This is a genomic window from Curtobacterium sp. MCBD17_003, from assembly GCF_003234885.2.
GTDB lineage: Bacteria > Actinomycetota > Actinomycetes > Actinomycetales > Microbacteriaceae > Curtobacterium.
Genome location: NZ_CP126275.1, coordinates 2,377,309 through 2,402,796, shown reverse-complemented (window position 1 = coordinate 2,402,796; position 25,488 = coordinate 2,377,309). Strand labels below are relative to the sequence as shown.

33 protein-coding genes and 1 riboswitch are annotated in these 25,488 nt (G+C 72.3%); of the genes, 20 read left to right on the top strand and 13 right to left on the bottom strand.

From position 1 onward, the window contains the following. Positions 1-3: 3 nt before the first annotated feature. Positions 4-762, bottom strand: a complete 759-nt coding sequence (locus tag DEI88_RS11365; RefSeq protein ID WP_181435324.1) for a LysR family transcriptional regulator substrate-binding protein — start codon at positions 760-762, stop codon at positions 4-6. Between the two features lie 43 nt (positions 763-805). Here DEI88_RS11365 and DEI88_RS11360 point away from each other — a divergent pair, with 43 nt between their 5' ends. The 3 genes from DEI88_RS11360 to DEI88_RS11350 all read left to right on the top strand — a co-directional run bounded on the left by DEI88_RS11360 (position 806) and on the right by DEI88_RS11350 (position 2,481). Beyond that, entirely contained in the window at positions 806-1,186 is a 381-nt protein-coding gene (locus DEI88_RS11360; RefSeq protein WP_111009393.1) for a DUF5997 family protein, read from the top strand. Positions 1,187-1,224: 38 nt separating this feature from the next. Then, the gene (locus tag DEI88_RS11355; RefSeq protein WP_111071309.1) at positions 1,225-1,869 is read left to right on the top strand and encodes a hypothetical protein; all 645 of its coding nucleotides are present in this window, start codon (positions 1,225-1,227) and stop codon (positions 1,867-1,869) included. Between the two features lie 75 nt (positions 1,870-1,944). Beyond that, positions 1,945-2,481, top strand: coding sequence for an Lrp/AsnC family transcriptional regulator (locus tag DEI88_RS11350; protein ID WP_111009395.1), 537 nt, complete (start codon positions 1,945-1,947; stop codon positions 2,479-2,481). 7 nt (positions 2,482-2,488) lie between these two features. Here DEI88_RS11350 and DEI88_RS11345 read toward each other — a convergent pair whose 3' ends face one another. Beyond that, the gene (locus DEI88_RS11345) at positions 2,489-2,920 is read right to left on the bottom strand and encodes a GNAT family N-acetyltransferase (protein WP_111009396.1); all 432 of its coding nucleotides are present in this window, start codon (positions 2,918-2,920) and stop codon (positions 2,489-2,491) included. Positions 2,921-3,026: 106 nt separating this feature from the next. Next, positions 3,027-3,164, top strand: a riboswitch (FMN riboswitch). Between the two features lie 72 nt (positions 3,165-3,236). On the opposite strand from DEI88_RS11345, the gene DEI88_RS11340 reads away from it, so the two are divergent. From DEI88_RS11340 to ribH, 3 genes are read left to right on the top strand one after another with little or no spacing between them, the layout of a single operon-like run. Next, complete coding sequence (locus DEI88_RS11340) at positions 3,237-3,854, top strand: riboflavin synthase (RefSeq protein WP_111009397.1); 618 nt, start codon at positions 3,237-3,239, stop codon at positions 3,852-3,854. After that, the gene (gene ribB / locus DEI88_RS11335; RefSeq protein WP_111009398.1) at positions 3,851-4,525 is read left to right on the top strand and encodes a 3,4-dihydroxy-2-butanone-4-phosphate synthase; all 675 of its coding nucleotides are present in this window, start codon (positions 3,851-3,853) and stop codon (positions 4,523-4,525) included. Before DEI88_RS11340 ends, ribB begins: the two co-directional genes overlap by 4 nt. Beyond that, positions 4,522-5,001 carry a 6,7-dimethyl-8-ribityllumazine synthase gene (gene ribH / locus DEI88_RS11330; protein WP_111009399.1) on the top strand — a complete coding sequence of 160 codons (480 nt, stop codon included), beginning with the start codon at positions 4,522-4,524 and terminating at the stop codon, positions 4,999-5,001. Before ribB ends, ribH begins: the two co-directional genes overlap by 4 nt. Before the next feature lie 167 nt (positions 5,002-5,168). Here the strand turns inward: ribH and DEI88_RS11325 are convergent, their stop codons facing one another. Both DEI88_RS11325 and DEI88_RS11320 read right to left on the bottom strand, forming a co-directional pair. Further along, positions 5,169-5,339 (bottom strand): hypothetical protein, encoded by a 171-nt coding sequence (locus tag DEI88_RS11325; RefSeq protein WP_181434856.1) that lies wholly within the window; start codon positions 5,337-5,339, stop codon positions 5,169-5,171. A gap of 66 nt (positions 5,340-5,405) precedes the next feature. Next, positions 5,406-5,954: a TetR/AcrR family transcriptional regulator gene (locus DEI88_RS11320; protein ID WP_111013563.1), complete on the bottom strand. Its 549-nt coding sequence runs from the start codon at positions 5,952-5,954 to the stop codon at positions 5,406-5,408. A gap of 138 nt (positions 5,955-6,092) precedes the next feature. Between DEI88_RS11320 and DEI88_RS11315 the strand changes: the two genes are divergently transcribed. The 3 genes from DEI88_RS11315 (at position 6,093) to DEI88_RS11305 (ending at position 8,990) form a co-directional block, all read left to right on the top strand. Further along, on the top strand, positions 6,093-7,616 hold the full coding sequence (locus tag DEI88_RS11315; RefSeq protein WP_111013562.1) for an MFS transporter: 1,524 nt from the start codon (positions 6,093-6,095) through the stop codon (positions 7,614-7,616). Positions 7,617-7,792: 176 nt separating this feature from the next. Next, positions 7,793-8,383 (top strand): flavin reductase family protein, encoded by a 591-nt coding sequence (locus DEI88_RS11310; RefSeq protein ID WP_111071310.1) that lies wholly within the window; start codon positions 7,793-7,795, stop codon positions 8,381-8,383. Next, on the top strand, positions 8,376-8,990 hold the full coding sequence (locus DEI88_RS11305; protein ID WP_111009403.1) for a superoxide dismutase: 615 nt from the start codon (positions 8,376-8,378) through the stop codon (positions 8,988-8,990). The genes DEI88_RS11310 and DEI88_RS11305 overlap by 8 nt, the downstream gene beginning before the upstream one ends. On the opposite strand, the gene DEI88_RS11300 is transcribed toward DEI88_RS11305, so the two are convergent. The 6 genes from DEI88_RS11300 to upp form a co-directional block, all read right to left on the bottom strand. Next, positions 8,980-9,681 carry a TetR/AcrR family transcriptional regulator gene (locus DEI88_RS11300; RefSeq protein WP_111071311.1) on the bottom strand — a complete coding sequence of 234 codons (702 nt, stop codon included), beginning with the start codon at positions 9,679-9,681 and terminating at the stop codon, positions 8,980-8,982. The two genes, DEI88_RS11305 and DEI88_RS11300, sit on opposite strands and share 11 nt — an antisense overlap. A gap of 100 nt (positions 9,682-9,781) precedes the next feature. Beyond that, positions 9,782-11,302 (bottom strand): serine hydrolase domain-containing protein, encoded by a 1,521-nt coding sequence (locus DEI88_RS11295; protein WP_181441166.1) that lies wholly within the window; start codon positions 11,300-11,302, stop codon positions 9,782-9,784. Next, entirely contained in the window at positions 11,299-12,648 is a 1,350-nt protein-coding gene (locus DEI88_RS11290) for a cryptochrome/photolyase family protein (RefSeq protein WP_111071313.1), read from the bottom strand. The genes DEI88_RS11295 and DEI88_RS11290 overlap by 4 nt, the downstream gene beginning before the upstream one ends. Further along, on the bottom strand, positions 12,645-13,175 hold the full coding sequence (locus tag DEI88_RS11285) for a MarR family winged helix-turn-helix transcriptional regulator (RefSeq protein WP_349775197.1): 531 nt from the start codon (positions 13,173-13,175) through the stop codon (positions 12,645-12,647). The genes DEI88_RS11290 and DEI88_RS11285 overlap by 4 nt, the downstream gene beginning before the upstream one ends. Before the next feature lie 276 nt (positions 13,176-13,451). Continuing rightward, the gene (locus DEI88_RS11280; protein ID WP_111071314.1) at positions 13,452-14,288 is read right to left on the bottom strand and encodes a winged helix-turn-helix domain-containing protein; all 837 of its coding nucleotides are present in this window, start codon (positions 14,286-14,288) and stop codon (positions 13,452-13,454) included. 715 nt (positions 14,289-15,003) lie between these two features. After that, positions 15,004-15,639 carry a uracil phosphoribosyltransferase gene (gene upp / locus DEI88_RS11275; protein ID WP_111009408.1) on the bottom strand — a complete coding sequence of 212 codons (636 nt, stop codon included), beginning with the start codon at positions 15,637-15,639 and terminating at the stop codon, positions 15,004-15,006. Positions 15,640-15,800: 161 nt separating this feature from the next. Here upp and DEI88_RS11270 point away from each other — a divergent pair, with 161 nt between their 5' ends. After that, positions 15,801-16,232: a nucleoside deaminase gene (locus DEI88_RS11270; protein WP_111071424.1), complete on the top strand. Its 432-nt coding sequence runs from the start codon at positions 15,801-15,803 to the stop codon at positions 16,230-16,232. Between the two features lie 24 nt (positions 16,233-16,256). Here the strand turns inward: DEI88_RS11270 and DEI88_RS11265 are convergent, their stop codons facing one another. Together DEI88_RS11265 and DEI88_RS11260 are read right to left on the bottom strand one after the other, a co-directional pair. Further along, on the bottom strand, positions 16,257-16,634 hold the full coding sequence (locus DEI88_RS11265; protein ID WP_111071315.1) for a hypothetical protein: 378 nt from the start codon (positions 16,632-16,634) through the stop codon (positions 16,257-16,259). A gap of 93 nt (positions 16,635-16,727) precedes the next feature. Continuing rightward, on the bottom strand, positions 16,728-17,684 hold the full coding sequence (locus DEI88_RS11260) for a cation diffusion facilitator family transporter (RefSeq protein ID WP_111071316.1): 957 nt from the start codon (positions 17,682-17,684) through the stop codon (positions 16,728-16,730). 55 nt (positions 17,685-17,739) lie between these two features. On the opposite strand from DEI88_RS11260, the gene proC reads away from it, so the two are divergent. The 6 genes from proC to DEI88_RS11230 all read left to right on the top strand — a co-directional run bounded on the left by proC (position 17,740) and on the right by DEI88_RS11230 (position 20,307). Further along, positions 17,740-18,570, top strand: coding sequence for a pyrroline-5-carboxylate reductase (proC, locus tag DEI88_RS11255; protein ID WP_111013556.1), 831 nt, complete (start codon positions 17,740-17,742; stop codon positions 18,568-18,570). A 69-nt stretch (positions 18,571-18,639) separates the two neighbouring features. Next, positions 18,640-19,158 carry an ArsR/SmtB family transcription factor gene (locus DEI88_RS16385; protein ID WP_111009412.1) on the top strand — a complete coding sequence of 173 codons (519 nt, stop codon included), beginning with the start codon at positions 18,640-18,642 and terminating at the stop codon, positions 19,156-19,158. A 120-nt stretch (positions 19,159-19,278) separates the two neighbouring features. Beyond that, a complete protein-coding gene (locus DEI88_RS11245; RefSeq protein ID WP_111009413.1) occupies positions 19,279-19,473 on the top strand; it encodes a helix-turn-helix domain-containing protein in 195 nt (64 codons plus the stop codon). 110 nt (positions 19,474-19,583) lie between these two features. Then, complete coding sequence (locus DEI88_RS11240) at positions 19,584-19,682, top strand: 30S ribosomal protein bS22 (protein ID WP_003792170.1); 99 nt, start codon at positions 19,584-19,586, stop codon at positions 19,680-19,682. 80 nt (positions 19,683-19,762) lie between these two features. Beyond that, a complete protein-coding gene (locus tag DEI88_RS11235; RefSeq protein WP_111071317.1) occupies positions 19,763-20,017 on the top strand; it encodes a glutaredoxin family protein in 255 nt (84 codons plus the stop codon). Continuing rightward, positions 20,014-20,307, top strand: coding sequence for a Dabb family protein (locus DEI88_RS11230; RefSeq protein WP_181435326.1), 294 nt, complete (start codon positions 20,014-20,016; stop codon positions 20,305-20,307). Before DEI88_RS11235 ends, DEI88_RS11230 begins: the two co-directional genes overlap by 4 nt. Positions 20,308-20,394: 87 nt before the next feature. On the opposite strand, the gene aspS is transcribed toward DEI88_RS11230, so the two are convergent. Further along, positions 20,395-21,738, bottom strand: a complete 1,344-nt coding sequence (gene aspS / locus DEI88_RS11225; protein WP_111071318.1) for an aspartate--tRNA(Asn) ligase — start codon at positions 21,736-21,738, stop codon at positions 20,395-20,397. 82 nt (positions 21,739-21,820) lie between these two features. Between aspS and DEI88_RS11220 the strand changes: the two genes are divergently transcribed. The 4 genes from DEI88_RS11220 to DEI88_RS11205 all read left to right on the top strand — a co-directional run bounded on the left by DEI88_RS11220 (position 21,821) and on the right by DEI88_RS11205 (position 25,462). Beyond that, positions 21,821-23,323: a SulP family inorganic anion transporter gene (locus DEI88_RS11220; protein ID WP_111036823.1), complete on the top strand. Its 1,503-nt coding sequence runs from the start codon at positions 21,821-21,823 to the stop codon at positions 23,321-23,323. A 103-nt stretch (positions 23,324-23,426) separates the two neighbouring features. Next, positions 23,427-24,071 (top strand): histidine phosphatase family protein, encoded by a 645-nt coding sequence (locus DEI88_RS11215; RefSeq protein ID WP_111071319.1) that lies wholly within the window; start codon positions 23,427-23,429, stop codon positions 24,069-24,071. Then, positions 24,068-24,715: a TlpA family protein disulfide reductase gene (locus DEI88_RS11210; RefSeq protein ID WP_258368505.1), complete on the top strand. Its 648-nt coding sequence runs from the start codon at positions 24,068-24,070 to the stop codon at positions 24,713-24,715. The genes DEI88_RS11215 and DEI88_RS11210 overlap by 4 nt, the downstream gene beginning before the upstream one ends. A gap of 48 nt (positions 24,716-24,763) precedes the next feature. Further along, the gene (locus DEI88_RS11205; RefSeq protein WP_111009609.1) at positions 24,764-25,462 is read left to right on the top strand and encodes a cytochrome c biogenesis CcdA family protein; all 699 of its coding nucleotides are present in this window, start codon (positions 24,764-24,766) and stop codon (positions 25,460-25,462) included. Positions 25,463-25,488: the final 26 nt, after the last annotated feature.

The following is a 25,488-nucleotide window of genomic DNA, read 5'->3' as shown; positions in this document are numbered from 1 at the left end:
CGTTCAGCGCCCTCGTCTCGGACGTCCGCGTGTCGGGCGGGCGGTCCGACCGCGGCCGCCGGCCGTGCCGGGGCGGCCGTTGGACTCGTTGCCGGAGCCGCGCCGCGCCTCCCGGCCGTCGGCACCGGGGCGACCGCGGGCCTCCCGGCCGTCGCTGCTGACGCGACCGCGGGTCTGCCGGCCGTCCGTGCCGTCCGCGTCACGCACGTCCGCGGCGTCCCGCCCGCGGGAGCTGTTCGCGGTGCGCCCTCGGACTATGCCGATGAACTCGTCCGTCACCGGGGAGGCGTCCGCGTCGCGCCAGACGAGCGCGACGCGCGTGCCCTCGACGTCGACGAGCGGACGGGCGACGAGGTCGCGGCGGCTCGCCGCACGGAACAGGGACTGGGGCAGCACAGCGAGTCCGACGCCGGCGGCGACGAGATCGAGCGTGCCGTCGAGGTCGTCGGGAACCGGACCGCCGCCGAGCAGGGTCATCCCGACGAGGTCGCGCTCGGTGACGCTGTCGACCTCGGCGAACTCGGAGTCCTTCGGAGCGGCGACGACCGGCGTCTCCGTCCACAGCGGGATCGCGCGCAGACCCTCGGTCACGGGGAGCCGGGCGAAGCACATGTCGGCGTCGCCGTCGAGCGCCCGGTCGACCTCGTCGGCGCCGACCGCGCGGAGCACGAGTTCGACGTCCGGCATCCGCTCCCGCCACACCCGTGCCCACCGTGCGGGGGAGACGCCCGGGACGAACGCGACGGTGAGGGTTCCGGGCATGCGTCGAGCATAGGACCGGGGCGGGTCCCGTACCCTGGTGGGCATGGCGCAGGAACAGACGATGAAGCCGGAGACGGCCGCGAAGAAGCTCGGCATCCTGGTGTCCGCGGCGCCCGAGTCGTTCCGCTCGGCGCCGGTGTCGCGCTCCACGTTCGAGGCGCTGCAGGCCGAGCCGCCGGAGTGGCTCGCGGAGCTCCGGCGCGAGGGTCCGCACCCCCGGCCGGTCGTCGCCGCGAAGCTCGGCGTGTCGGTCTCGGGACTCGCGCGCGCCGGTGTCGACGACGCGCTGACGACGGCCGAGATCAAGGCGCTCCTGCAGGAGATGCCCGAGTGGCTCGTCCGCGAGCGTGCGACGCAGGCCGCGGTGCGTGCCGAGAACACCCGCGTCAAGGAGCAGCGAGCCGCACGGGCCGCGACGCGCTGACCCCGCACCCCCGACTGCCGAGCCGCTGAGGCCTCCCGGTGCACGACCCGATCGCGACCGCCATGCTCGTGGTGCCGCAGTTCGCGTCGGTCTGCTGCGTCGTCGGCGACCGGTACCGGCCCCGGCCAGCGGTGGTCGTACCGGCGTTGGTGATGCTCGTGGCCATGCTGCTCCCGGCGTTCGGCGTGGGGACCGGCTGGTCCCTCGTGGCCGGGGCGGCGTTGTTGCTCGTGGCGCCCCTCCCGGTCATCGGGTCGCGCGCTTGGGCGGCCGGCGCACCAGGACGGGCCGAGGACGGCCGGGAGGCCCGGCGCGCGGACCCGATGGACGTGCACCGGGCGCTCTCCGCGGTCGTCATGGCGGGGATGCTGCTGCTCGGTGCGATGAGTGGAGCGATGGGCGGTGCGATGAGCGGTGCCGGATCGAGCGGCGCGAGCGGCGTCACGACGAGCGGGGCCGGGCACGGCTCGACCGCGTCGGCGGTGCTGGGTGCCGCGTCGGCCGATCCGATGGCGCACACGCTCGTCCTCACGGCGGTGCTCGGTGCGGGGGTCGTGGGGTACTGCGCGTTCAGCGGGTGGCTGCTGCGGTACGAGTGGGGCCGGGAGGACCGCCGTGCGGTGCGGAGCGGCGAGGTCTTCGCGATGACGGTCGCGGTCGTCGGCATGACGCTCATGATGTGACGGGTGGTGCCGGCTGCCCCGTCGTGCGACGATCAAGGACACCATCGACGGATGGTTCGACCAGGAGGCCCGCCCGTGCTCGATCGTTCGACTCCGGCCACCCGCGCCGACAGCTGGTCCGTCCGCCTCGACGAGGTCGACGAGCGCATCCTGTGGGTCCTGGCATCCGACGCTCGGATCCCCAACAACCGGTTGGCGGCCGAGGTCGGCGTCGCTCCGTCCACCTGCCTGACCCGGGTCCGGGCCCTGGAGCAGGCGGGCATCATCCGCGGGTACCGCGCCGACGTCGACATCGCACGCCTCGGGTTCGCGATCGAGGCGATGGTCTCCGTGCGGGTCCACGCCGCGGCACGTCGAGAACTCCGGGAGTTCGCCAAACGACTGCTCGCGATCCCGGTCGTGCTCGACGTGTCGTTCCTCGCCGGCGACAAGGACTTCCTCGTGCACATCGCGTGCACCTCGACCGAGCAGCTGCGGGACTTCGTGGCCGACGAGCTGAGCGGCGACCCGTCCGTCGCGACGACGCAGACGAACATCGTGTTCGAGCGGCTCGTCGCCGAGCGACCCCGGCAGGCGCGCTCGTTCGGGGAACTCCGGCGCTGGCAGGCGTAGCGACGCGTCAGCGCGTCAGCGTCATCGGGACGTGCGGGATGCCGTCCTCGATGAACTCGTCACCGGTCTGCACGAAGCCGAACCGGGCGTACCAGTCGCGCAGGTGGGACTGGGCGTCGATGGCGATGCTGCCGCTGCGGCACGAGTCGATCGCGGCGCGGATGAGCTCCGACGCGAGCCCCGTGCCCCGCGCCCCGCGGGCGGTGGCGACCCGGCCGATGCGCTCGGTGCCGTCCGGCTGGTGGAGCACCCGGAGCGTGGCGTCGACGGATCCGTTGCCGCTCCACCACTGCACGGTCCCCGGCTCGAGGTCCCGGCCGTCGATGTCCGGGTAGGCGCACTCCTGCTCGACGACGAACACGTCCTGCCGTAGCCGCAGGATCTCGTGGAGCGTGACGACGTCGAGGTTGCGGGTCGGGGCGCTGAAGATCGAGGCCACGGTGTCCTTCCTGCCGCCCGTCGTGGGGCGATGCGAACCGGCCGCTCCGGGTGGCGGCCGTCGTCCACTCTACGGGCGGGGCCGGTGCGGTAATGTTCCGTCCACGTACAGCGCTCCGGGGTCGGTGCAATTCCGAACCGGTGGTGACAGTCCACGAGCTGCGGGCGGACCGATGTCCGACCGTGGTCGACCCGGTGGAACTCCGGGACCGACGGTGAGAGTCCGGACGGGAGGAAGCGCTGGGCGGTCCACCGTCGTGGGCCGTCCGTGGCGTCCTCCCGTGGAACCCTCCGGAGTCCCGACAGACAGGACACCAGTGTTCACGGGCATCATCGAGGAACTCGGCCACGTCGACCGCGTGGAGGACCGCGGGGACTCCATCGCGCTCACCGTCACCGGGCCCGTCGCGGTCGAGGGCGTCCGGCACGGCGACTCGATCGCGGTGAGCGGCGTCTGCCTGACCGTCGTGGAACACGACGCGTCGTCGTTCACGGCGTTCGTCATGCGGCAGACGCTCGACATGAGCGTGCACGGCGGCCTGCGGGCCGGTGACCGCGTGAACCTGGAGCGGGCGGCGCGCGTCGGCGACCGACTCGGCGGTCACATCGTGCAGGGGCACGTCGACGGGACGGCCACCGTGCTCGCCACCGAGGACGGCGACGGCTGGCGACGGGTCCGCTTCGCCCTGACCCCGGGACTGGCGCCCCTCGTCGTCGACAAGGGGTCCGTCGCCCTCGACGGCGTCAGCCTGACCGTCAGCGCCGTTTCGGACGAGGCCGTCGCCCCGGACGCAGCGTGGTTCGAGGTCTCGCTCATCCCGGAGACCCTCGCCGCCACGACGCTCGGCGCCCTGCGCACCGGCGACCGTGTGAACGTCGAGACGGACGTGCTCGCCCGGCACGTCCGCCGCATGCTCCGCCTGGAGGCACGATGACCGCCACCGGCGCCGACGCACCGCCGGCGGGGCTCGCGTCGGTCGAGGAGGCCCTCCGGTCGCTCATCGCCGGCCGCCCGGTCATCGTGGCGGACGACGAGCAGCGTGAGAACGAGGGCGACGTCGTCCTCGCCGCGGAACTCGCGACACCGGAGTGGATCGCGTGGACGGTGCGGCACTCGTCCGGGTTCATCTGCGCGCCAGTGAGCGCCGCGATCGCCGACGCCCTCGACCTGCCGCCGATGGTCGAGCGGAGCGAGGACGTCCGCGGCACCGCCTACACGGTGACGGTCGACGCCGCCGCGGGGATCACGACCGGCATCTCGGCGTCCGACCGTGCACGGACCCTCCGCGTGCTCGCCGATCCGCGATCGCAGCGCGGGGACCTCCACCGACCGGGTCACGTCGTCCCGCTCCGGGCACGTCCCGGCGGCGTCCGCGAGCGCCCGGGGCACACCGAGGCGGCGATCGACCTCGTGACGGCGGCCGGCCTCCGCGCTGCCGCAGCGATCTGCGAGATCGTCGGCGACGACGGCGCGATGATGCGCCTGCCGGCGCTGCTGGAACTCGGGGCGCGCGAAGGCGTCCCGGTCATCACGATCGCCGAGCTCAGCGCGTGGCTGACGGCGCGGGACGGGGCCGGACGGTCCCGGAGAGGACAGGACGGATGAGCGGAGCAGGAGCGGCCGAGCGTGACGAGGTCGACGGAACGGGTGTCCACGTGGCGATCGTCGCCGGGCGCTGGCACGAGACGATCGCCGGGGGGCTCCTCCAGGGCGCCCTGCGTGAGGCCGAGCGGCTCGGGGCGAGCACCGAGGTGATCCACGTCCCCGGCAGTTTCGAGCTGCCGGTCGTGGCGAAGGCCGCGCTCGTGGCCGGGGCGGACGCGGCGGTCGCCCTCGGCGTCGTGATCCGCGGCGGCACACCGCACTTCGAGTACGTGTCGGACGCCGCGACGAGCGGCCTGGTCCGGGTCGCGCTCGACACGGGCAAGCCCGTCGGCTTCGGGGTGCTCACCCTCGACGACGAGCAGCAGGGGCTGGACCGTGCCGGGCTGCCCGGCTCGAAGGAGGACAAGGGTGCCGAGGCGCTGCACGCGGCGGTCTCGACGGCCGTGGCGCTGCGCGGTCTCCACCGTCGCGCCTGACCGACCCACGACCGGCCGCTGTCGCCGGGACGGCGAACGGCCCTGCACGCGCTCGACACTGCCGCCGGGACGGCGAACGGCCCCGCACGCGCTCGACACTGCCGCCGGGACGGCGAACGGCCCCGCATCCGATGGGATGCGGGGCCGTTCCGTTCCGTCGAGGAACGCTAGCGCTTGGAGAAGGCGTGGATCGGCAGTCCGAACGACAGGCACATCAGGAGGATGCCGCCGAAGAAGATGAAGCCCTGCCCACTGGAGACCTGGAACGCGACACCGAACAGGTAGATCGCGACGACCAACAGTGCGATCGAGAACAGGGCGAGGAAGACGCGGCCCACGAGGTACCTCCGGTGACGAGCGGTTGAACGACGCCCAGTCTAGTCCCCGGTGGCGGCCGCGGTCGTTCAGGCGTCGGGGCGGGTGGCGACGAGTCGGTCGACGACGCCGAGGATGTCCTCCATCACGACGCCCTCGGCACGGGAGCGCCCGCCCGCGACCGCGCCGAGCGCCGCGGCGTGGTACAGGCCGTCGCCCATGAGCTTGATCGCCTGCGCCGTGGGGACGTCGCCGAGGTGGTCGACGAGCGCCGCGAGCCAGGCACCTTCGACCTCGTCGAGGGTGCGACCGGCCTCCTCGTAGCCGGCCTGCTGCAGCCGTGACGCGGCGAGGAGTGCGAGGTCGAGCTCGCTGCCGACGAACTCGCAGTTGCGGACGAAGTACCGCGCCGGGCCGTCCGTCGCCGCCCGCATCCGCTCGACGTCGGCGACCCCGAGGTCCGAGAGCCGCTCGCACAGGCCCGCGACGAGCGCCGCCTTGGACCCGAAGTGGTAGAGCAATCCGCCCTTCGACACCCCAGCGCGGGCCGCGACGGCATCGAGCGTGGCGACGCGCTCGCCGTCGTCGCACACGATGCCGACGAAGCTGTCGAGGATGCGGTCCCGCGCGCTGGTCATCTCCTCAGTCTAGGGAGCGCGGTGCGGGAGCCAGCGTTTGCAGCATGTACCGTCCGGTCGGTACAGTAGATCGGTCAACCTCGCCGCGACGCGTGCCGTCGCCTGCGCAGCACCACCGCCGTCCCGGAAGCACCACCGATGTCCCTGCTCCTCGCCCCCGTCCGCCGTCCGTCCGCGTCGACACGCACCCGACGGTTCGCCGCCCTCGCGGTCCTCATGCTCCCCGTGCTCCTCATCGCGGTCGACAACACCGTGCTGAGCTTCGCGCTCCCGGCGATCTCCGCCGACCTCCACCCCGCCGCCACCACGCTGCTCTGGGTGGTCGACGCGTACCCCCTCGTCCTGGCTGGGCTCCTCGTCGTCATGGGCAGCCTCGGCGATCGGTGGGGGCGCCGCCGCCTGCTCTTCGTCGGCGCGACGGGCTTCGCCGCGTTCTCGGTCGCCGCCGCGTTCGCGACCGATGCCTGGATGCTCGTCGCCGCCCGGGTCGCGATGGGCGTCTTCGGCGCGATGCTCATGCCGTCGACGCTGTCGCTCATCCGCAACGTGTTCGAGGACCGTGCAGAGCGACGCCTCGCGCTGGCGGTGTGGTCCTGCACGTTCTCCGCAGGCGGCGCGCTCGGGCCCCTGGTCGGTGGCGTCCTCCTCGCGCACTTCGCCTGGGGGAGCGTGTTCCTCCTCGCCGTGCCGATCCTCGTCCTGCTGCTCCTCACCGCGCCGTTCCTCGTGCCCGAGTCCCGTGATCCCGCTCCGGGTCCCGTGGACTTCGTGAGCATGGCGTTGTCGCTCGCGGCGCTCGCCCCGACGGCGTGGGCGATCAAGTCGCTGGCCGATCCGGACACCCGGGGTGCCGCGCTCGCCGCACTCGCGGTCGGGGTCGTCTGCGGCGTCGCCTTCGTCCGGCGCCAGCTCACCGCGCGTGTGCCGATGCTCGACGTCCGGCTGTTCCGCAGCGTGCCGTTCACGGGCAGCATCGTCACGAACATGACGGCGATGTTCTCGCTCACGGGGTTCCTGTACTTCATCTCGCAGCACCTGCAGCTCGTCGCCGGGCTCGACCCGTTCACCGCCGGACTCGTCCTGCTGCCGGGCACGGTGTTGTCGGTCGTCGCCGGGCTCGTGGTCGTCCCGGTCGTCGCCCGGATCGCTCCGCGATGGGTGGTCGCGGTGTCGCTGCTGTCCTCGGCCGCCGCGTACGCCCTGGTCGCCGCGCTCGGACACGGTGCGGACATCCGGGCGCTCGCCGTGGCGTACGTGCTCCTGGGCGTCGGGATCGGCGCGTCCGAGACCGTGACCAACGACCTCATCGTGTCGACGGTGCCCGCCGCGAAGTCGGGTGCGGCGTCCGCGCTGTCGGAGACGGCTTACGAGATCGGCGCCGTGCTCGGCACGGCCGTGCTCGGGACCGTGCTCGCCGCCGCGTACCGCGCGCACGTCGTCGTGCCGGCGGGGCTGTCATCGACCGAGCACGTCGCCGCCGGCCAGACGCTCGGCGGGGCGGTCGCCGCCGCGCGGTCCCTCGGCGGCCACGCGGGCGCCGAACTGCTCGCATCGGCGCGCGCCGCGTTCGACTCGGGCGTCACGACGACCGCCGGCGTCGCCGCGGTGCTCATGGTCGCAGCTGCGGTCGGCGCGTGGTTCACGCTCCGGCGCGTCCGCTGACCCTCGCGCCCACCGCGTCGGTCGCGCCCGCCGCGCAGGTGGACGCCTCGGCCGCCCGTGCCACGCCCGACCGCACGCGATTGCTGTGGATCTTGACCTCAACGGCGCTCGAAGTCCTACGTTGGGACGTGGCCCTGACGGGTCGCGCCCGAAGAGGAAGAGAACGAGCCCGACTGATGCCCCAGGTCGACACCCCCCAGTCCGTGCCCGGCACCCCCGGTGACCTGACCGACGCCTACAAGGCGGCGTTCCGCGGACACCCTGCGGGGGTCGCGGTCATCACGGCGGACACACCGGACGGTCCGACCGGGCTCACGGCCTCGTCGGTGGCGTCGGTGGCGGTCGACCCGCCCGTCCTCGTGTTCTCGCTGTCGACGAACTCCGGGTCGGCCGGTGCGGTGCTCGGTGCGCCGCTGTTCGTGGTCCACCTGATGCACGCGGGCGGCGTGGAGCTCGCCCGGCGCTTCGCCTCCACGGGGAGTCCGTCCGTCGACGAGCCGGGCATCTGGGAGCGCCTGCCCTCCGGCGACTGGTACCTGCCCGCGGCGGCATCGGTCCTGCGGTGCCGTCCGCTCTCGACGACGCCGATCGGCAGCTCGACGGTGGTCGTCGCCGAGGTGCTCGACATCGTGCTCGGCCTCGGGCAGGGTGAGCCGCTCGTCTACCACAACCGGGAGTTCCACTCCCTCACCGATCGTTCCCGGCTGGTCCATCCGGCCGCGGGACCCGCACGTCCAACCCAACACGAAAGGACATCCGATGGCTGAGTACACCCTTCCGGAACTGCCGTACGACTACGCCGCGCTCGAGCCGCACATCAGCGGCAAGATCATGCAGCTCCACCACGACAAGCACCACGCGACCTACGTGGCGGGGGCGAACACCGCCCTGCAGCAGCTCGGTGAGGCCCGTGAGTCGGGCAACCTCGCGAACGTCAACAAGCTCGAGAAGGACCTCGCGTTCAACCTCGGTGGCCACGTGAACCACTCGATCTTCTGGACGAACCTCGGCCCGGACACGAAGGTGCCCGAGGGTGAGCTCGCCGCGGCGATCGACGAGTTCTTCGGCTCGTTCGACCAGTTCAAGGCCCAGTTCTCCGCGGTCGCCACGGGCATCCAGGGCTCGGGCTGGTCGGTGCTCGCCTGGGACATCGTGGGGCAGCAGCTCACGACGTTCCAGCTGTTCGACCAGCAGGGCAACATCCCGTTCGGGCTCGTCCCGATCTTCATGCTCGACATGTGGGAGCACGCGTTCTACCTCGACTACCTCAACGTCAAGGCGGACTACGTCAAGGCCGTGTGGAACATCGTCGACTGGGAGAACGTCGCCGCGCGCTTCGCCAACGCCAAGGCGCAGTCGTTCGTCACGCTCTGACCTGACCGTCGCGGTCCGGCACGACGCTGCGATCGCGCGCAGGTTCGACACGGAGGCCGCCCCGTTCGGGGCGGCCTTCGTCGTGCTCGGCGTCCGGCCCCGTGGTGTCGATCGGCCCCACCGCCGCATCGGCACGTCCGGCGGCGAGGGCCAACGTGCGTGCGATCCGGTGCAGCGCCTGGTCCGCCGCCTGCTGGTCGCCGTCGAGCACACCGCCCCACTGCACGCCCCGCGCGTACAGGACGGCCTCGCGCCCCCGTCGCTCGGGATCAGTGACGTCGTGATGCCGGCACCACGCGACGACGGACGCGACCTGGCGGTCGTGCCGCGGGCGGTGCCGACATCCGCCGCGGAGCGGCTCGGTCGCGCCGAGCTCGAACGTCAACCGCGCGGCCAAGTACCGATCGGGATCGCCGAGGTTGCCGAACTGCTCCCGGAACCAGCTGCGGAGGTCCGTCGGCGTCGCGGAGGAATCGAGCTCCACGTGGTCGCACGTCCGCTCGAGGTGCTCCACCACGGCGTCCACCAAGGCGTCCCGGGATCCGAAGTGGTACACGAGCGGGTACGCGCTGGTGCCGAGGGCCCGACCCACGCCGCGCAGCGTGACGGCCTCGATCGGTGTGGCCCGGAGATGCGCGGCGACGCGTTCGACGATCGCGGGCTTGATGCTGGGATCGGGTCTGCGTGGCACGGCGGTCCTGTCCTCCGGTGTCGTCGAGGTCGACTGGCATGTGGAATGCTACCGGAGGTGGTCGTGTGCCCGTGCACGTTCCACAGGCGTCCGCAGCCGGTCAGACCGGAGGTGCGTCCTCCACCCGGACCGTGAGCGTCTGCACGAGTCCGGCCGCGATCGGAGCGAGACGGATCTCGACCCGCAGCAGACCGGTGCTCCCCGGGTGCCACCACACCAGGTGCGTGGGTGACCGCGTCTCCTCGCGCACGGGGCGGGCCGTGAGGTCCGCGCCGGACGCGGACAGGGCCTCCCGGACGGCTGCACGGCGGCGTTCGTAGGGCACGTCCATCGCGACGTTCGGGGTGCACACCGCGTCGGCGAGGTCGTCGGGGAACCCGTCGGCCAGGAGGCGCGTCACGGCGGCCTGCGCGCGCCGCGTCACGTCGAGGACCGGGACCGCAAGGGGTGCGGGTCGTGCGGACAGCAGGAGGTCGTGCGCCTCCGTCGCGGCCACCGGCACCCGAGCCCCGGTCGCGTTCTCGAACGCGACCACGCCGACGCCGTCGGCCGTGCTCCATCGCATGTGTGCGGAGAAGCCCGGGTAGCCGCCCGAGTGCGACACGATCGTCCCGACGACCGGGTCCTGTTCGACGAACAGCCCGAAGCCGTACCCGGCAGGGCGATCCCGCAGACCCGGGAGGCCCGTCCCGCCCGGGATGGTCCGTGACGCCTGCTGCATGGCACGACGGTCGGCTGCCGACAGTGGCGCCGACCCGGACCACGCCGCCGCCGCCCCGGTCGTCCCGACGCCGATGCCGTCGAACGCGGCGGCCAGGAACCGCGCCCACGCCGCGAGGTCCGTGACCGTCGAGAACAGACCGCCGATGCTCGAGAACGCACCCGGGCCGGTGAACGGCAGCCGTTCCCAGCCGTCCGGGCCCGATCGGTACCCGGACGCGAGCGCGGCCCCGTCGGGCGCGGTGAACGCCGTCCGGGTGAGCCCGAGCGGGTCGAGCAGCTCCTCGGTCGCGAAGCGCTGGTACGGCAGACCGCTCACCCGCGCCACGACACGGCCGAGCAGTGCGTAACCGAGGTTCGAGTAGGCGAAGCCCGTTCCCGGCACCCGGTCGAAGAGCAGGCCGCCGCGGAGCACGCCGTCGAACGCGTCGTCGGACAGGGACTCCTGCCGGTCGGCCCAGGGGTCGTCGGTCGGGAACCCGGCGGACATCGTCAGCAGCATCCGCAGCGTCGGGACGGGGGCGTCCGGGCGGGGCAGTGCGACCGACGCGAACGCGGGCACGAACGCGGTCACCGGGTCGTCGAGGTCGAGCAGGCCCCGTTCGGCGAGGAGCAGCAGGGCCGCGGCGGTGACGCTCTTCGTGCACGAGGCGATCCGGTACGCCGTGTCCTGGTCGGGAGCTCGTCCGTCACCGCGGTCCCCGTGCCCGCCACTGGCGACGAGGCCCTGGCGGTCGAACACGCCCCACGCGCTACTCGGAGCGACACCGCGCTCCACACGCTGCCGGAACAGGTCGTCGATGCGGCTCAGGACGTCCGCGGGGATTCGGTCCGCGGGTCGTGGAGCCCTGGCGGAGGCGGCGTTGTCGGGAGCGGCGTCCGACGAGGGTGCGCTGGTCACACGGCCCGCATCTGCTGGTAGGCGTCGAGGGCTCGGGCGCGGCTCGACTTGAGGTCGACCATCGGTTCCGGCCGGACCTCGTCCGCCGGGATCCACTGCCGGATGTAGCTCCGGTGGGGATCGAACTTGTCCGCCTGGAGCTGCGGGTTGAAGACGCGGAAGAAGGGGGCGGCGTCGAACCCGGAACCGGCCACCCACTGCCAGTTGCCGGCGTTGTTCGCGGAGTCGGCGTCGACGAGGGTGTCCCAGAACCACTGCTCGCCGACGCGCCAGTCGACGAGCAGGTTCTTGACGAGGAAACTCCCGACGACCAGGCGGACGCGGTTGTGCATCGCGCCGGTGTGCCAGAGCTCCCGCATGCCGGCGTCCACGAGGTCGATGCCGGTGCGGCCGTACCGCCAGCGGTCGAGCTCGTCCGACGACGCGGAGCGCCACGGGAAGGCGTCGAACTCGGGGCGGACGTTCACGGTCGCCATGTCCGGCTCGTGGTACAGCTCGTGCCAGTTGAACTCGCGCCAGGCCAGCTGTCGGAGGAACGACGGCGCCTGCCGACGCTGCGCGGGCGTGAGCTCGCCGTGCAGACGGTGCCAGAGCTGGTACGGGCTGATCTCGCCCCAGCGGATGTGCGGGCTCAGTCCGCTCGCGGCGTCGGCCGACGGCTGGTCACGCTGGTCGTAGTCCTCGAGACCGTGCTCGAGGAAGTGGCGGAACCGGGCCGCGGCTCCGGCCTCGCCGGGGGTCCAGGTCGCGCGCAGGCCGCCGGCCCAGTCCGGTCGGGTCGGCAGCAGACCCCAGTCGTCGAGGGCTTCGCTCGCCACCGACGGCCCGGCCGGCACCGTCACGGGCCGCGGGAGCGGTTCGCGGGGTGTCGGCATCGCCTGCGCCGCGCGCCAGAACGGCGAGAACACCCGGTAGGGCTGGCCCTGGCCGGTGGCGAGCGTCCACGGCTCCCAGAGCAGCGCCGCCGCCGCGCTGTGCACGACGTGACCGCGGTCGGTGAGCGACTGCTTGATCCCCGTGTCGATCGCGCGTTCCGCGGCGCCGTACCGACGGTTCCAGAGGACCGTGTCCGCCGCGGTGTCGCGCACGAGCTCGTCGATCACGGTGGCCGCGGCACCCCGGCGCAGGACGAGGCGGTTCCCGCGGGCCCGGAGGTCGGCGTCGAGCGCGGCGAGCGACCCGTGCAGCCACCAGCGCGCGGCGCCACCGAACGGACGGAGGCCCTCCGACTGGTCGTCGAGGACGTACGCCACGGTGACCGGGCCGCCGGCCGTGACGGCGGCGTGCAGGGCGGGGTTGTCGTGGAGGCGCAGGTCGTCCCGCAGCCAGACGAGCGCGCCGCTCACACGCTCGGCACGGTGTCGGAGGCCAGATCGGAGGCCGACGAGTCCGGGTTCGCGCGGAGCGCCGGGTGCGCCGTGGTGCCGTCGGTGGCGGCAGCGGCGGCCGTGCGCAGCTTCGTGCACAGGTGTTCGAGCTCGCCCAGCTCGTCGTCGTCGAGTCCGGCGCCGACCTGCTCGGCGATCGTGGCGGCGTGTTGCTTCGCCACGGTGCGGTAGAGGTCGAAGCCGTGTGTCGTCAACGCGACGATCACACCGCGGGCGTCCGTCGGATCGGGGAGTTTCTCGACGACGCCGCGGGCCGCCAGCCGTTCGACGAGGCGGCTGATGCTCGGCTGGGTCAGCAGGAGCTGGCCGGTCAGGTCCCGCATCCGGAGGCGCCGTCCGGGCTGCTTGGACAGGTTGTAGCAGACGTCGTACTCGTTGAACGAGATGTCGGACGACGGGAACGCGGTGTTGAGGTTGCGCATCACGGTGACCTGCGCGCGGAACAGGGCCTCCCACGCGGCGACGGCCTTCGATGTGTCACTCACTGCGGCTCCTTCCGACCTCCGCCAACTGTATCGACGGGGTCGGACGCCCGACCGGCTCGGACACGACGAAGGGCGGCCACCAGAGGCGTGGTGGCCGCCCTCCTCCCTTGCACCCAAGAGTGTCCTGCAATCACATTCCGCAACCGCTGCCACAGCAAACAGCGACTGCTCCGTCAGAATATAACGAGGTGGTAACGAGCGGTAGGTACCGGATCGTTGTTTCACTGCGAGTTCACCCAGAGCGCCCGATGCCGATGCCGGGAGCCCCCGCGGCCGTCAGAAGAGGTCGGGGGACGGCGTGGAGGCGTACCGGACGGCGACGTCCGCGTGCCGGTCGAACCGGTAGCCGACACCCCGGACCGTCCGCACGATCTCCTCGAAGGCACCGAGCTTCGAGCGGAGGCGTCGGACGTGCACGTCGATGGTCCGCTCGTTCGGCGTCTCGTCCTCGCCGTCCGCCCAGAGTCCCTCGATGATCGCCTGGCGGTCGACCGTCCGGCCCTCGCGGAGCACCAGGAACTGGAGGAGCTCGAATTCCTTGTAGGTCAGCGGTGCGGTCTCGCCGTCGAGCACGACCCGCTTGCGCGAGATGTCGATCACGACGCCGGTCTCCTCGGGCTCCGCGGGCGAGGTCTGCTTCCGCGCCGCGACCGCGGATCGGTCCTGCAGCGCGAGGCGCACGACCTCGACGTCGCGGCCCCCGGAGCCCTCGGCCGCCACCGCGACCGCCGCGTAGGTCTCGGCGGCGGGGGCGAGTTGGGCCGTCAGGGCCTTGAGCTGCTCGACGATGGCCGCGAGCGAGGTGCCGGCCGCAGCCGCCTTCGCCTCGTCGATCCCGACGTAGAGGGCGAATCCGCGTGCCTCCGTGCCCTCGGGCAGGGCGCGGCTCCGGGCGGGAGCGACGACGGGACTCGTCGGGACGTCCTCGGCAGCGGGCGCAGGCCGTGCGGCACGGGCGGGCAGGGCGGTGCCGGCAGCGGGGGTACGCACGGGCGCAGCAGTGCGGGGGTGCTGGGCCGCGGGGAGAGCCGGCCCGGCGTGGGTCGGCGAGGCAGCGCCGGCGAGCGCGGTGTCGGCGGTGGTGTGTCGCGGGCGATCGATGGTGAGTGACATGGGAGTCCTCCTGGCTGTGGCGCTCGGAGCGCCGGTGCGTCGAATGCGTCCTCGGTCGCGGCGGCCGCGCTGCCCGGACCCCGGCGAGGGGGTTCGAGGGCGGGACGGACCGAGGGGAGCGGGTGCCTCCGCGTCGACGATCACGATGGTCGTCGGCGCCGGATCCCGGGGACCGCACACAGGACGGGGTCGCCGTCGGGGTGGGTCCGGCTGGAACGGGTGCCGGTCAGGCACACATTCGACAACACATGACCGCCATGCCCGGCATCATCATGCCGGCAGTCCCCTGGACCTCGATGAGGACGCGGGTGGACGAGGAAACAGTCATGGGGCGAGTATCCGCGGTATACCAGGGGGCTGTCAACTGTCCCGGCGGACGTGCGGACGTGCGCCCGCGCGACGCCAGCGCCGACCGAGCCTGCGAGGGCGGTGGAAGGGGCTACTCAGCGAGTCCGCGCGCTGGAGCTGAGGCGGCGCGCCCGCGCCGCGCGACGCCAGCGCCGACCGAGCCTGCGAGGGCGGTGGAAGGGGCTACTCGGCGAGTCCGCGCGCTGGAGCTGAGGCGGCGCGCCAGCGCCGCGCGACGCCAGCGCCGACCGAGCCTGCGAGGGCGGTGGAAGGGGCTACTCAGCGAGTCCGCGCGCTGGAGCTGAGGCGGCGCGCCAGCGCCGCGCGACGCCAGCGCCGACCGAGCCTGCGAGGGCGGTGGAAAGGGCTACTCAGCGAGTCCGTACAACCGGTCGCCCGCGTCGCCGAGTCCGGGCACGATGTACCCGCGGTCGTCGAGTCGCTCGTCGAGGGCACCGAGGACGATCGTGACGTCCTTGCCCGCGGTGGCCTCTTCGACCGCGGCGAGCCCTTCGGGCGCGGCGAGGATGCAGACGGCGGTGACGTCCACGGCGCCCCGGTCGAACAGGAACTCGATCGCGGCCGTCAGGGAGCCACCGGTCGCGAGCATCGGGTCGAGGACGAAGCACTGCCGGTTCGACAGGTCCTCGGGCAAGCGCTCGGCGTACGTCTGGGGCTCGAGGGTCTCCTCGTTGCGCGCCATGCCGAGGAACCCGACCTCGGCCGTCGGCACGAGCTTGACCATGCCCTCGAGCATCCCGAGGCCCGCTCGGAGGATCGGCACGACGAGCGGACGCGGCTTGGCGATGGCGACGCCGACGGTGTTCGCGACGGGGGTCTCGATCGCGGTCGCGGTCACTCGCACGTTGCGCGTCGCCTCGTACGCGAGGAGCGTCACGAGCTCCTCGGTCAGAGCGCGGAACGTCGGTGCGGGCGTCGTGCGGTCGCGGAGCACCGACAACTTGTGCGTGATGAGCGGGTGGTCGGCGACGTGGACTCGCATACGCTCAAGGGTACCGGCCACGGAGGCGCCACCGCGGCGGACGAGGAGGGCGAGTGGAGCACCGGCAGCACGGACCCGGGCCGGTCGGCCCCGGACCCTCGGGCATCGACGGCGGAGCGGACCGAGGCGAGCACCCGGCGGCCCGGCCGTGGGTGGCCGCGATGGAACGGGCGCTCGACGAGGCCCGCGCGTGTCTCGCGACGGGGGACGTCCCGGTCGGCGCGGTCGTGCTCGACGCGACCGGTGCGGTGGTCGCCACGGGGCGCAACGAACGGGAGACCCGACAGGATCCGACCGCGCACGCCGAGGTGCTCGCACTCCGCGCCGCCGCGGCACGCACGGGGGACTGGCACCTCGAGCAGCACACCCTCGTCGTCACGCTCGAGCCGTGCCCGATGTGCGCCGGCGCCGTGCTCGCCGCTCGGGTACCCCGGATCGTGTTCGGCGCGTGGGATCCGAAGGCGGGTGCGTCGGGCAGCGTCTACGACATCGCGCGCGATCGACGACTCCCGCACCGGGCCGAGGTCGTCGGCGGCGTGCTCGAACAGCCCTGTGCCGCGATGCTCGACACGTTCTTCGCCGCGAGACGCTGAGGCCGCTCGGCGACCGGACGCGCCTCAGTGCCAGAACACGGCGATGAGCACGTTGACGATCGCCAGCGCTCCGGTCGTGTGGAAGAACGGCAGCGCCGCCTTCGGTCCGGCCGTCCCCGCGTCGGCCCGGCGCTGCCGCGACCGCGCCACGAACGCCGTCGTGAGGGCGATCAGCGCGATGACGAGCTTGACCCCGAGCTTGACGTGATTCGCCCCGCCGTGGGTGGTCGCGTCGATGATGCCCATGAGTGCCAGACCCGTCACGAGCTGCGTCACGAGGCCGATGACGAGCCACTGGGTCTCGAAGTGCTCCTTGCGCCGGACCTGCGCGAGGAAGGCGCCGATCACGGCGGCGAGACCGATGAAGTGGAGGGCCAGGAACACGTTCTGCAACACGGACATGCTCCGATCGTGGCGGAGGCCCGGCCGGCTCCGCCACGAAGGCGTGCCTTCCCTGTGGACGCTCGCTCGGCCTCCCGACCGGGGGAGGACGCGTCAGTCGGCCGCGCGGATGATGATCGTCTCGGTCGGCGGCCGCGGGGCGTCGTGCCGGACGTCGGGCTCGATGTAGATGACCCGGGCGACGGGCACGACGGACCGGACCCGGGCCTCCAGGGCGTCGATGCCCGCCGCGACGTCCCCCAGGCGACGGTCCCCGTCCACCGCGACCTTCGCCGCCACCATGAGCTCGTCCGGGCCGAGGTACAGGGTCTTCATGTGGATGATCGAGTCGACCTCCGGACCGTCGAGGATCGCCCGCTTGATCGCCTGCAGGTCCGCGGGCGTCGCCCCCTCGCCGAGCAGGAGGCTCTTCGTCTCGACACCGAGCACGACCGCGACGGCGACGAGCAGGAGGGCGATGAGGATCGTGCCGATCGCGTCGAAGACGCCGTTGCCGGTGAGCGCCGTCAGACCGACGCCGAGGAACGCGAACACGAGCCCGGTGAGCGCCGCCGTGTCCTCGAGCATGACGACCGGGAGTTCGGGTGCCTTGGCCCGACGGATGTACTGCACCAGGGACTGGTCCCCGCGGTCGGACCGGGCCTCCCGCAACGCCGTCCGGAGCGAGAAGCCCTCGAGCAGGATGGAGATCGCGAGCACCGCCAGCGGGAGCCACCAGGTCTCCAGGGGGTGCGGGTGCTCGAGCTTCTCGATGCCCTCGTACAGCGAGAACACGCCGCCGATCGAGAACAGGATGATCGACACGACGAAGGCGTACACGTACCGTTCGCGGCCGTAGCCGAACGGGTGTTCCTCGTCCGCCGCCCGCTTCGACCGTCGGCCGCCGATGATGAGCAGGACCTGGTTGACCGAGTCGGCGAGGGAGTGGACGCCCTCGGCGAGCATCGACGCCGATCCGCTGATCGCGGCCGCGATGAACTTGACCACGGCGATGCCGACGTTCGCGCCGAGGGCCGCGACGATCGCCCTGTTGCCTCCGGATGCGCTCATGGTGCCCAGCCCTGCTCTCGTTCCTGTGCGGTCGGTCAGATCCTAGGATGGCCGGATGGTCCTCGATCTGCCACGTACCGCGATGCTCGGCGTCGGATCCATGTCGGGAGCGGTCCTGGACGGCCTGGTCGCCGCAGGCGTCCCCGCGGATCGCTTCGCCGTCACGAACCGGTCGGAGCCGTCCGCCGAGGCGCTCCGCGTCCGGGGCCTCGACGCCGTCGCCGTGGAGACCGACCCGGAGGCGAACCGGCGCGCCGTGCGCGGGGCGGGGCTCGTCGTCGTCGGGGTCAAGCCGTTCCTCGTCGCCGACCTGCTGCGCGAGGTGCGGGCCGACCTCGAGCCGGACGCGGTGGTGGTGAGTGTCGCCGTCGGGGTGACGAGTGTGACGATGGAGTCCCTGGTGCCGGAGGGCGTGCGGGTCGTCCGGGCGCTGCCGAACACCCCCGTGCGCGTCGGCCGCGGTGTCACCGGGGTCAGCGGGGGCAGTCGCGCCGACGCGGCGGCGGTCGCGCTCGCTTCGTCCCTCTTCGCGGTCTCGGGCGATGTGCTCGAGGTCCCCGAGGCCCAGCTCGACGCCCTCAGCGCGGTGTCCGGGTCCGGGCCCGCCTACGTGTTCCTGCTCGTCGAACAGTGGCGGCGTGCGGCCGAGTCGCTCGGGTTCGACCGCGAGCAGGCGCGGGTCATGGTCGAGGGCACGCTCCGCGGCGCGGTCGAGCTCCTCGCCACGTCGGACGACGGCCCCGAGGCCCTCCGGCGCGCGGTGACGAGTCCGAAGGGCACGACCGAGCGGGCGATCGCGGTCCTCGAGGACGCGGACCTCGAGGGGACCCTCCGCCGTGCCGCCGATGCCGCCATCGCCCGAGCCGCGGAGCTCGCCGCGCTCTGACGCACGCGACCTGGGCACCCGAGGGCGTCCGGATGGCCCTCGCCGCGCGCGCCCCGTTACCCTGAGCGCATGCCCGACATCTTCGGCGTGATCGCGGACCCCACGCGGCGCCGACTGCTCGCAACCCTGCTCGAGGAGTACGGCGCGGCCGGGTCCGTCGGCGAACTCAGCGTGGGTGCGCTCGTCACGCGCCTCGGGATCAGCCAACCGACGGTGTCGAAACACCTCCGGGTGCTCCGCGACGCCGGCCTGGTGCGCACGCGCGACGAGGGCCAGCACCGCTACTACCGCCTCGACCCGGAGCCCCTCGTCGGCGTCGAGGAATGGCTCGCACCGTTCACCGGTGTCGTCGCTGCCGAGGAGGTCCCGGCGACCACGGCGTGGACCCCCGACGGTCGCCCCGTGTCGGTGCGCCGCGGCGCCGCGGGACGGTCTCGGGTGGACGTCGGCACCGAACTCGGACGGGTGATGGCCGAGGCGTCCTTCCGCGCCACGACGGCGATCTCGGGGGCGCAGACGGGCTGGGAGCGCGTGGTCGACCCGGTGCGGCGTCGGCTCCAGCGGCGTGCAGGCGAGGACGACGACTGACCCCCGTTCCCGGGGCAGCGGGCGGGCTGGACACCGCGCCACGGCCGCCCCTATGGTTGCCAGAGACCACGCAGGTCACACCATGGTCCGGAGGCGCCGGGCCCCTCCTGAAGGCAGAGCATGGCCGGCAACTTCGACGACGTGCGGTTCCTCACGGTCGCTGAGGTCGCCGAGATGATGCGCGTCTCGAAGATGACGGTCTACCGCATGGTGCACGCGGGGGAGCTCCCCGCCATCCGCTTCGGCCGGTCGTTCCGGGTCCCGGAGTCCGCCGTCGCGGAGATGCTCCGCGGTGGTGTCGCCGACGTCGGTTGAGCGCGCCACGCCCACGCCGTTCGACAACGCCGGTCGGCTCCGGTAATGTCGCACGAGGTATTTTTCCGCGGTCTCCGACCCGGTGTCCACATCAGCCGTAGGAGGGCCGTATGGGTTCTGTCATCAAGAAGCGCCGCAAGCGCATGGCGAAGAAGAAGCACCGCAAGCTGCTGCGCAAGACGCGCCACCAGCGTCGCAACAAGAAGTAGGTCCTACCGGACCTGCTCACCACGAGAGCCCCGACCGATCACCGGCCGGGGCTTCGTCGTCTCCGCACTACGCTGGACGGGTGCCCACCGTGACGCTCCTGACCAAGCCCGGATGCCACCTGTGCGACGACGCCCGTTCGATCGTCCGCTCCGTGCTCGACGCCCACCCCGACGTCGTGTTCGAGGAGCGGGACATCCTCCAGGACGACGCCCTGCGCGAGGAGTACGCGGAGGACATCCCCGTGGTCATCGTCGACGGCCGGGTCCACAGCACCTGGCGCGTCGACGCGGAGCGGTTCGAGCGTGCGCTCGCCGCGGCCGAGGCCCGCGCGTGATCCACCACGTCGTCGCCTGGCGCTTGCGCGACGACGTCGTCCGTCACGAGGCGATCGCCCACATCCGCGCCGTGCTCGAAGCCCTCGACGGCGTCGTGCCGTCGATCCGCTCCATCCGCGTGGTCGACAACGTGGCGTACCCCGGAAGCAACGCGGACGTCGCGGTGGTCGCCACGTTCGACGACCTCGCCGGGCTCGAGGCCTACCAGGTCCACCCCGAGCACCAGGCCGCCGCCGACACCGTCCGCGGAATGGTCACGGGGCGGACCGCCATCGACTGGGAGGCCTGAGCCGCGCCTCCCGGCCGTCGCTGCCGCACACGCGGGAGGCGCTGCCCCGGTGGGGAGCAGCGCCTCCTGTCGTGCGGTCGGGAACCGCTACGGGAGCAGACGGGTGGGACCGCGGAACAGGTACGTGACCTCGCGGATCGACGACTGGCCGAGCATGAGCATGAGCACCCGGGCCAGGCCCATGCCGAAGCCACCGTGCGGGGGGACGCCGTAGCGGAAGAAGTCGAGGTACCACTCGAGCTCGGCGGGGTCCAGGCCCTTCTCGACCGCCTGCTGCGTCAGGACGTCGACGCGGTGCTCGCGCTGGGCGCCCGTGGAGATCTCGGTGCCGTTGTAGATGAGGTCGTAGCTCTTCGTGAGCGTCGGGTCGTCCTCGTGACGCATGTGGTAGTACGGCCGGATCGTGGCGTCGTAGTCGGTGACGAACACGAAGTCCGAGCCGAACTGCTCCTTGGCGTACGCCGAGATCCGGCGCTCGCCCTCGGGGTCGAGGTCGCCGTCGGCGCGGGGGATCTCGTAGCCGCCCTCCGCGACGATCCGGCGGGCCTCGGCGAGCGGGATGCGCGGGAACGGCGCGGTGGGGACCTGGAGCTCGAAGCCGAAGACCTCGCTGATCTCCACGCCGTACTTGGCCTGCACGGCGGTGATGCCGGCGACGAGGAGCTCCTCGTGCATGGCCATGACGTCCTCGTGGGACTCGACCCAACTCATCTCGGCGTCGACGCTGGTGAACTCCGTCGCGTGCCGGGAGGTGAACGACGGGTCGGCCCGGAACGCGTCCGCGATCTCGAACACCGCGCCGAATCCGGCTGGCTGCGCCATCTGCTTGAAGTTCTGCGGGCTCTGCGCCAGGTACGCCGTCGTGTCGAAGTACGGCAGCTCGAACAGCTCGGCGCGGGACTCGGACGCGGACGCCATGAGCTTCGGCGTGTGGATCTCGATGAAGTCGCGCTCGACCCAGTAGGTCCGGAACGCGTGCTCGAGGGTCGTCTGGACCCGGAACACGAGGTTCTGTTTGCGGTTCCGGAGGTCGAGGAACCGCCAGTCGAGGCGCTTGTCGAGCGAGGAGTCATCGGCGATCGGCGTCTCGGGGAGCGCGGCGGTCACGACGTCGAGGCGGTCGATCTTGACCTCGATGCCACCGAGCTTGACGCGCTCGTCGTGCTTGAGCGTGCCCTGGGCCACCAGGAAGGTCCCGTGCGCGAGCCCGGAGATCGTCTCGGTCGTGGTCAGCGCCGCACGTGCGCTGTCGTCGGCGTCGTCGTCGACGGCACGGACGGCGGGGTTGACGAGCTGGACGGCGCCCGTCTCGTCGCGCAGTACGACGAACTGCACCTTCTTCTGGTCACGGACGGTCTCGACCCATCCGCCAACGGTCACGGGACCGTCGGGGAGTGCGGCGAGGTCGGCGATGCGGGTGCGTTCGATCACGGGGGTCGAGTCTAGCGGGCGGCCCCCGTCCCGCGTCGGACGCCGTGGTGAGCGCTCACGCCCGCCCGTAAGGTGGTCGCCGATGACCTCCGCAGCTGTCCAGTCCGGTCCGTCGGCACCCGTCGCCCACTCCGTGCTGCAGGCGCTGCGGTCGCCGCGCTTGCTCACGCGCGAGGTGCTCGCCGGCGTCGTGACGGCGCTCGCCCTGATCCCCGAGGCGATCTCGTTCTCGATCGTCGCCGGGGTCGACCCGGCGGTCGGCCTGTTCTCGTCGTTCGTCATCGCGGTCGTGATCGCGTTCGTCGGCGGTCGTCCTGCCATGGTCTCCGCGGCGGCCGGATCCGTGGCGCTGGTCGTCGCGCCGCTCATCCGGGACCACGGCATCGCGTACCTCGTGCCGACGATCGTCCTCGGCGGTGTGTTCCAGCTCGTGCTCGGCTTCCTCGGCGTCGCTCGTCTCATGCGGTTCATCCCGCGGAGCGTCAACGTCGCGTTCGTCAACGCGCTCGCGATCCTCATCCTCACCGCACAGCTGCCGAACCTGTTCGGTCGTGGCGTGCCGTTCGTCGTCTGGCCGCTCACGGCGCTCGGCATCGCGATCATCATCGCGTTCCCGCTCCTGACGAAGGCGGTGCCCGCCCCGCTCATCGCGGTGATCGTGGTCACCGCGCTCACGTTGCTGTTCCACGTCGACGTCCCGACGGTCGGGGACAAGGGCGCGCTGCCGTCGTCGCTGCCGACCTTCGCCGGGATCCGTGTGCCGCTCGACCTCGAGACGCTGCGGATCATCGCCCCGACGGCCTTCGGCATGGCGGTCGTGGGGCTCATCGAGACCCTGCTCACCGCACAGCTCGTCGACGCGCTCACGGACACCCGGTCGAGCGGGTGGCGCGAGTCGTGGGGGCAGGGCATCGCCAACGTCGTCAGTGCGTTCTTCGGCGGCACGGGCGGCTGCGCGATGATCGGCCAGACGGTCATCAACGTGAAGACGGCCGGGGCCCGGACCCGCGTCTCGACCTTCGTCGCCGGCGTCTCGGTGCTCGTGCTGACGGTGACCCTGCGCGGGGTGGTCGCCGAGATCCCGATGGCGGCGCTCACCGCCGTCATGGTCATGGTGTGCGTCGCGACGTTCGACTGGCACAGCGTCCGTCCGCGGACCCTCCGCCGGATGCCGCTCGGGGAGACGGGCGTCATGGTGATCACGGTCGTGGTCGTCGTGTTCACCGACAACCTCGCCACCGGCGTGCTCATCGGCGTCGTCGTGTCCGCGCTCGTGTTCGCCCGGAGGGTCGCCCACGTCGTGTCCGTCGAGCGGGAGGTCCGTGGCGACCTCGTCCGCTACCGCGTGCACGGCGCGCTCTTCTTCGCCTCGTCGAGCGATCTGCCCACGCGGTTCTCGTACGCCGAGGACCCGGCGCGGGTGGAGATCGACCTCGCCGGCGCCCAGGTGTGGGACGCGTCGACGGTCGCCGCGCTGGACGCCATCGAGCAGCGGTACGCGATGCACGGTGCGACCGTCGAGGTGGTGGGGCTCGACACCCGCTCGCTGCGGATCCACACGCGGTTGTCGGGCCACCTGTCCTGACAGGCCCGCCCGGGCCTCCCGGACGCCGCTGCTGAGCGGTTCCGCATACCCGTGCGGGAACTGGGTGGGAGGTGGACGCGCCGCCCGACCTACACTGGAGGCCATGCCCGCGACCCGCTTGCACCTCGTTCGTCACGGCGAGGTCCACAACCCCGATGGCGTCCTGTACGGACGCCTGCCGGGGTTCCGGCTGAGCGATCTCGGCCGACGCATGGCCGAGGCCGCCGCACGGTCGTTCGTCGACGCCGGTGTGGACGTCCGTGCGGTCGTCGCATCGCCCCTGCAGCGGACGCAGGAGTCAGCCGCGCCGTGGGCGGAGGCGTACGACCTCGACGTCCGGCTCGACGAGCGGCTCATCGAGCCGACGAACCGGTACGAGGGCCAGCCGCCGGGCTTCACACGGCGGTCGGTCGCCCGGCCGACGGAGTGGCCGTGGATCGCGAACCCGTTGCGGCCGAGTTGGGGCGAGGCCTACGCGTCCATCGCGAACCGCATGACGGCCGCGCTCGAGACCGCGTGGGGGAGCATCGACGGGGGTGACGTCGTCCTCGTGAGCCACCAGCTCCCGATCTGGACGGTGCACCGCCGGCTGGCCGGCGAGCACCTCTGGCACGACCCGCGTGCCCGTCGGTGCGCGCTGTCGAGCATCACGAGCGTGGAACGCCGTGGCGGACGCTTCGTCGAGGTCGGCTACGCCGATCCCGCGGGTCCGCTCCGGGCCGGAGCCGTCGACATGGGAGCAGTGTGATCACCACCAGCACGACCGTCCAACCGCGGCGCCGATCGACCCGCGCCCGCCTCGCCGTCGCGATCACCGGTGCCGTCGTCGCGGCCCTCGCGCTCGCCGGCTGCTCGTCGAGCTCGAACGACCAGTTGACGAACCAGTACGGCAAGGGCACCACGCAGAACTACATCTCCGGCGACGGTGCGGTGACCGAGGTCGCCGCCGACAAGCGGAGCGCGCCCGTGACCTTCTCGGCCACCACCGACGACGGCGACCACGTGTCGAGTGCCGCGCTCAAGGGCAAGGTCGTCGTCCTCAACTTCTGGTACGCCGGGTGCCCGCCCTGTCGCGCCGAGGCGAAGTACCTCAACCAGTCGTACGGGACGTTCCAGGGCAAGGACGTCGCGTTCGTCGGGGTCAACGTGCGCGACCGGAAGCCGACCGCCCAGGCGTTCGAGCGCACCTTCCGGACGGCGTACGGCTCGGTCCTCGACGCCGACCACGGCACCATGCAGCTCGCCCTCTCGGGCACGATCGCCCCGAACTCCGTCCCCACCACGATCGTGCTCGACAAGCAGGGACGCGTCGCCGCGCGCGTCCTCGGTGCGGTCGACTCGTCGAGCATCATCGACACCCTCGTGAGCGACGAGCTCAACGGGAACGCCTGACCCGTGACCGGCGGCAACCCCTTCTCCGACGCGATCCTCAGCGGTCAGATGGCCGTCGCACTGCCCGTCGCGGCGCTCGCCGGGTTGGTGTCGTTCCTGTCGCCCTGCGTGCTGCCGCTCGTGCCCGGGTACCTCGGGTACGTCGGCGGCGTCACCGAGGTCGGGCGACGTCGTGGCCGCGTCCTGCTCGGCGTCCTGTTCTTCGTGCTCGGGTTCACGGTCGTCTTCGTCGCGTACACGACCGTGTTCGGCGCGCTCGGCTTCTGGCTCGTGCGCTGGCGCGACCTCATCACCCAGGTGCTCGGGGTCGTCGTCATCGCCATGGGGTTGGTGTTCGTCGGCCGGTTCACGTTCCTGCAGCGCACCGTCAAGCCGTCCTGGTCGCCCGCCACGGGCCTCGTCGGGGCGCCGCTGCTCGGCGTCGTGTTCGGCCTCGGCTGGACCCCGTGCCTCGGCCCGACGCTCGCCGCGATCAACCTGCTCAGCGTGCAGGCCGGCAGCGCGTGGCAGGGCATGTGGCTCGGCGTCGCCTACTGCATCGGACTCGGCATCCCGTTCCTGCTCGTCGCGCTCGGCGCCGGGTGGGCGTCGAGCGCCCTCCGCACGGTCCGGCGCCACATCCGCCTCGTCAACGTCATCGGAGGAGCGATCCTGATCGTCATCGGTCTGCTCATGGTCACCGGACTCTGGTCGGCCATCATGTCGAGCGTCGGGGCGGTGATCCAGAGCTATGTCCCGCTCGTCTGACACCCGGGAGGCCCGGATCGCCGCAG

What these genes read in the sequence shown, in the direction of transcription:
- ribB (WP_111009398.1), top strand. Translation starts at nt 3,851, where the DNA reads ATGACCGCCACCGGCGCCGACGCACCGCCGGCGGGGCTCGCGTCGGTC.
- proC (WP_111013556.1), top strand. Translation starts at nt 17,740, where the DNA reads ATGGTCCTCGATCTGCCACGTACCGCGATGCTCGGCGTCGGATCCATG.
- DEI88_RS11305 (WP_111009403.1), top strand. Translation starts at nt 8,376, where the DNA reads ATGGCTGAGTACACCCTTCCGGAACTGCCGTACGACTACGCCGCGCTC.
- DEI88_RS11365 (WP_181435324.1), bottom strand. Translation starts at nt 762, where the DNA reads ATGCCCGGAACCCTCACCGTCGCGTTCGTCCCGGGCGTCTCCCCCGCA.
- DEI88_RS11360 (WP_111009393.1), top strand. Translation starts at nt 806, where the DNA reads ATGGCGCAGGAACAGACGATGAAGCCGGAGACGGCCGCGAAGAAGCTC.
- DEI88_RS11245 (WP_111009413.1), top strand. Translation starts at nt 19,279, where the DNA reads ATGGCCGGCAACTTCGACGACGTGCGGTTCCTCACGGTCGCTGAGGTC.
- DEI88_RS11310 (WP_111071310.1), top strand. Translation starts at nt 7,793, where the DNA reads ATGCCCCAGGTCGACACCCCCCAGTCCGTGCCCGGCACCCCCGGTGAC.
- DEI88_RS11270 (WP_111071424.1), top strand. Translation starts at nt 15,801, where the DNA reads ATGGAACGGGCGCTCGACGAGGCCCGCGCGTGTCTCGCGACGGGGGAC.
- upp (WP_111009408.1), bottom strand. Translation starts at nt 15,639, where the DNA reads ATGCGAGTCCACGTCGCCGACCACCCGCTCATCACGCACAAGTTGTCG.
- DEI88_RS11215 (WP_111071319.1), top strand. Translation starts at nt 23,427, where the DNA reads ATGCCCGCGACCCGCTTGCACCTCGTTCGTCACGGCGAGGTCCACAAC.
- DEI88_RS11220 (WP_111036823.1), top strand. Translation starts at nt 21,821, where the DNA reads ATGACCTCCGCAGCTGTCCAGTCCGGTCCGTCGGCACCCGTCGCCCAC.
- DEI88_RS11315 (WP_111013562.1), top strand. Translation starts at nt 6,093, where the DNA reads ATGTCCCTGCTCCTCGCCCCCGTCCGCCGTCCGTCCGCGTCGACACGC.
- DEI88_RS11280 (WP_111071314.1), bottom strand. Translation starts at nt 14,288, where the DNA reads ATGTCACTCACCATCGATCGCCCGCGACACACCACCGCCGACACCGCG.
- ribH (WP_111009399.1), top strand. Translation starts at nt 4,522, where the DNA reads ATGAGCGGAGCAGGAGCGGCCGAGCGTGACGAGGTCGACGGAACGGGT.
- DEI88_RS11260 (WP_111071316.1), bottom strand. Translation starts at nt 17,684, where the DNA reads ATGAGCGCATCCGGAGGCAACAGGGCGATCGTCGCGGCCCTCGGCGCG.
- DEI88_RS11265 (WP_111071315.1), bottom strand. Translation starts at nt 16,634, where the DNA reads ATGTCCGTGTTGCAGAACGTGTTCCTGGCCCTCCACTTCATCGGTCTC.
- DEI88_RS16385 (WP_111009412.1), top strand. Translation starts at nt 18,640, where the DNA reads ATGCCCGACATCTTCGGCGTGATCGCGGACCCCACGCGGCGCCGACTG.
- DEI88_RS11240 (WP_003792170.1), top strand. Translation starts at nt 19,584, where the DNA reads ATGGGTTCTGTCATCAAGAAGCGCCGCAAGCGCATGGCGAAGAAGAAG.
- DEI88_RS11320 (WP_111013563.1), bottom strand. Translation starts at nt 5,954, where the DNA reads ATGACCAGCGCGCGGGACCGCATCCTCGACAGCTTCGTCGGCATCGTG.
- DEI88_RS11205 (WP_111009609.1), top strand. Translation starts at nt 24,764, where the DNA reads ATGGCCGTCGCACTGCCCGTCGCGGCGCTCGCCGGGTTGGTGTCGTTC.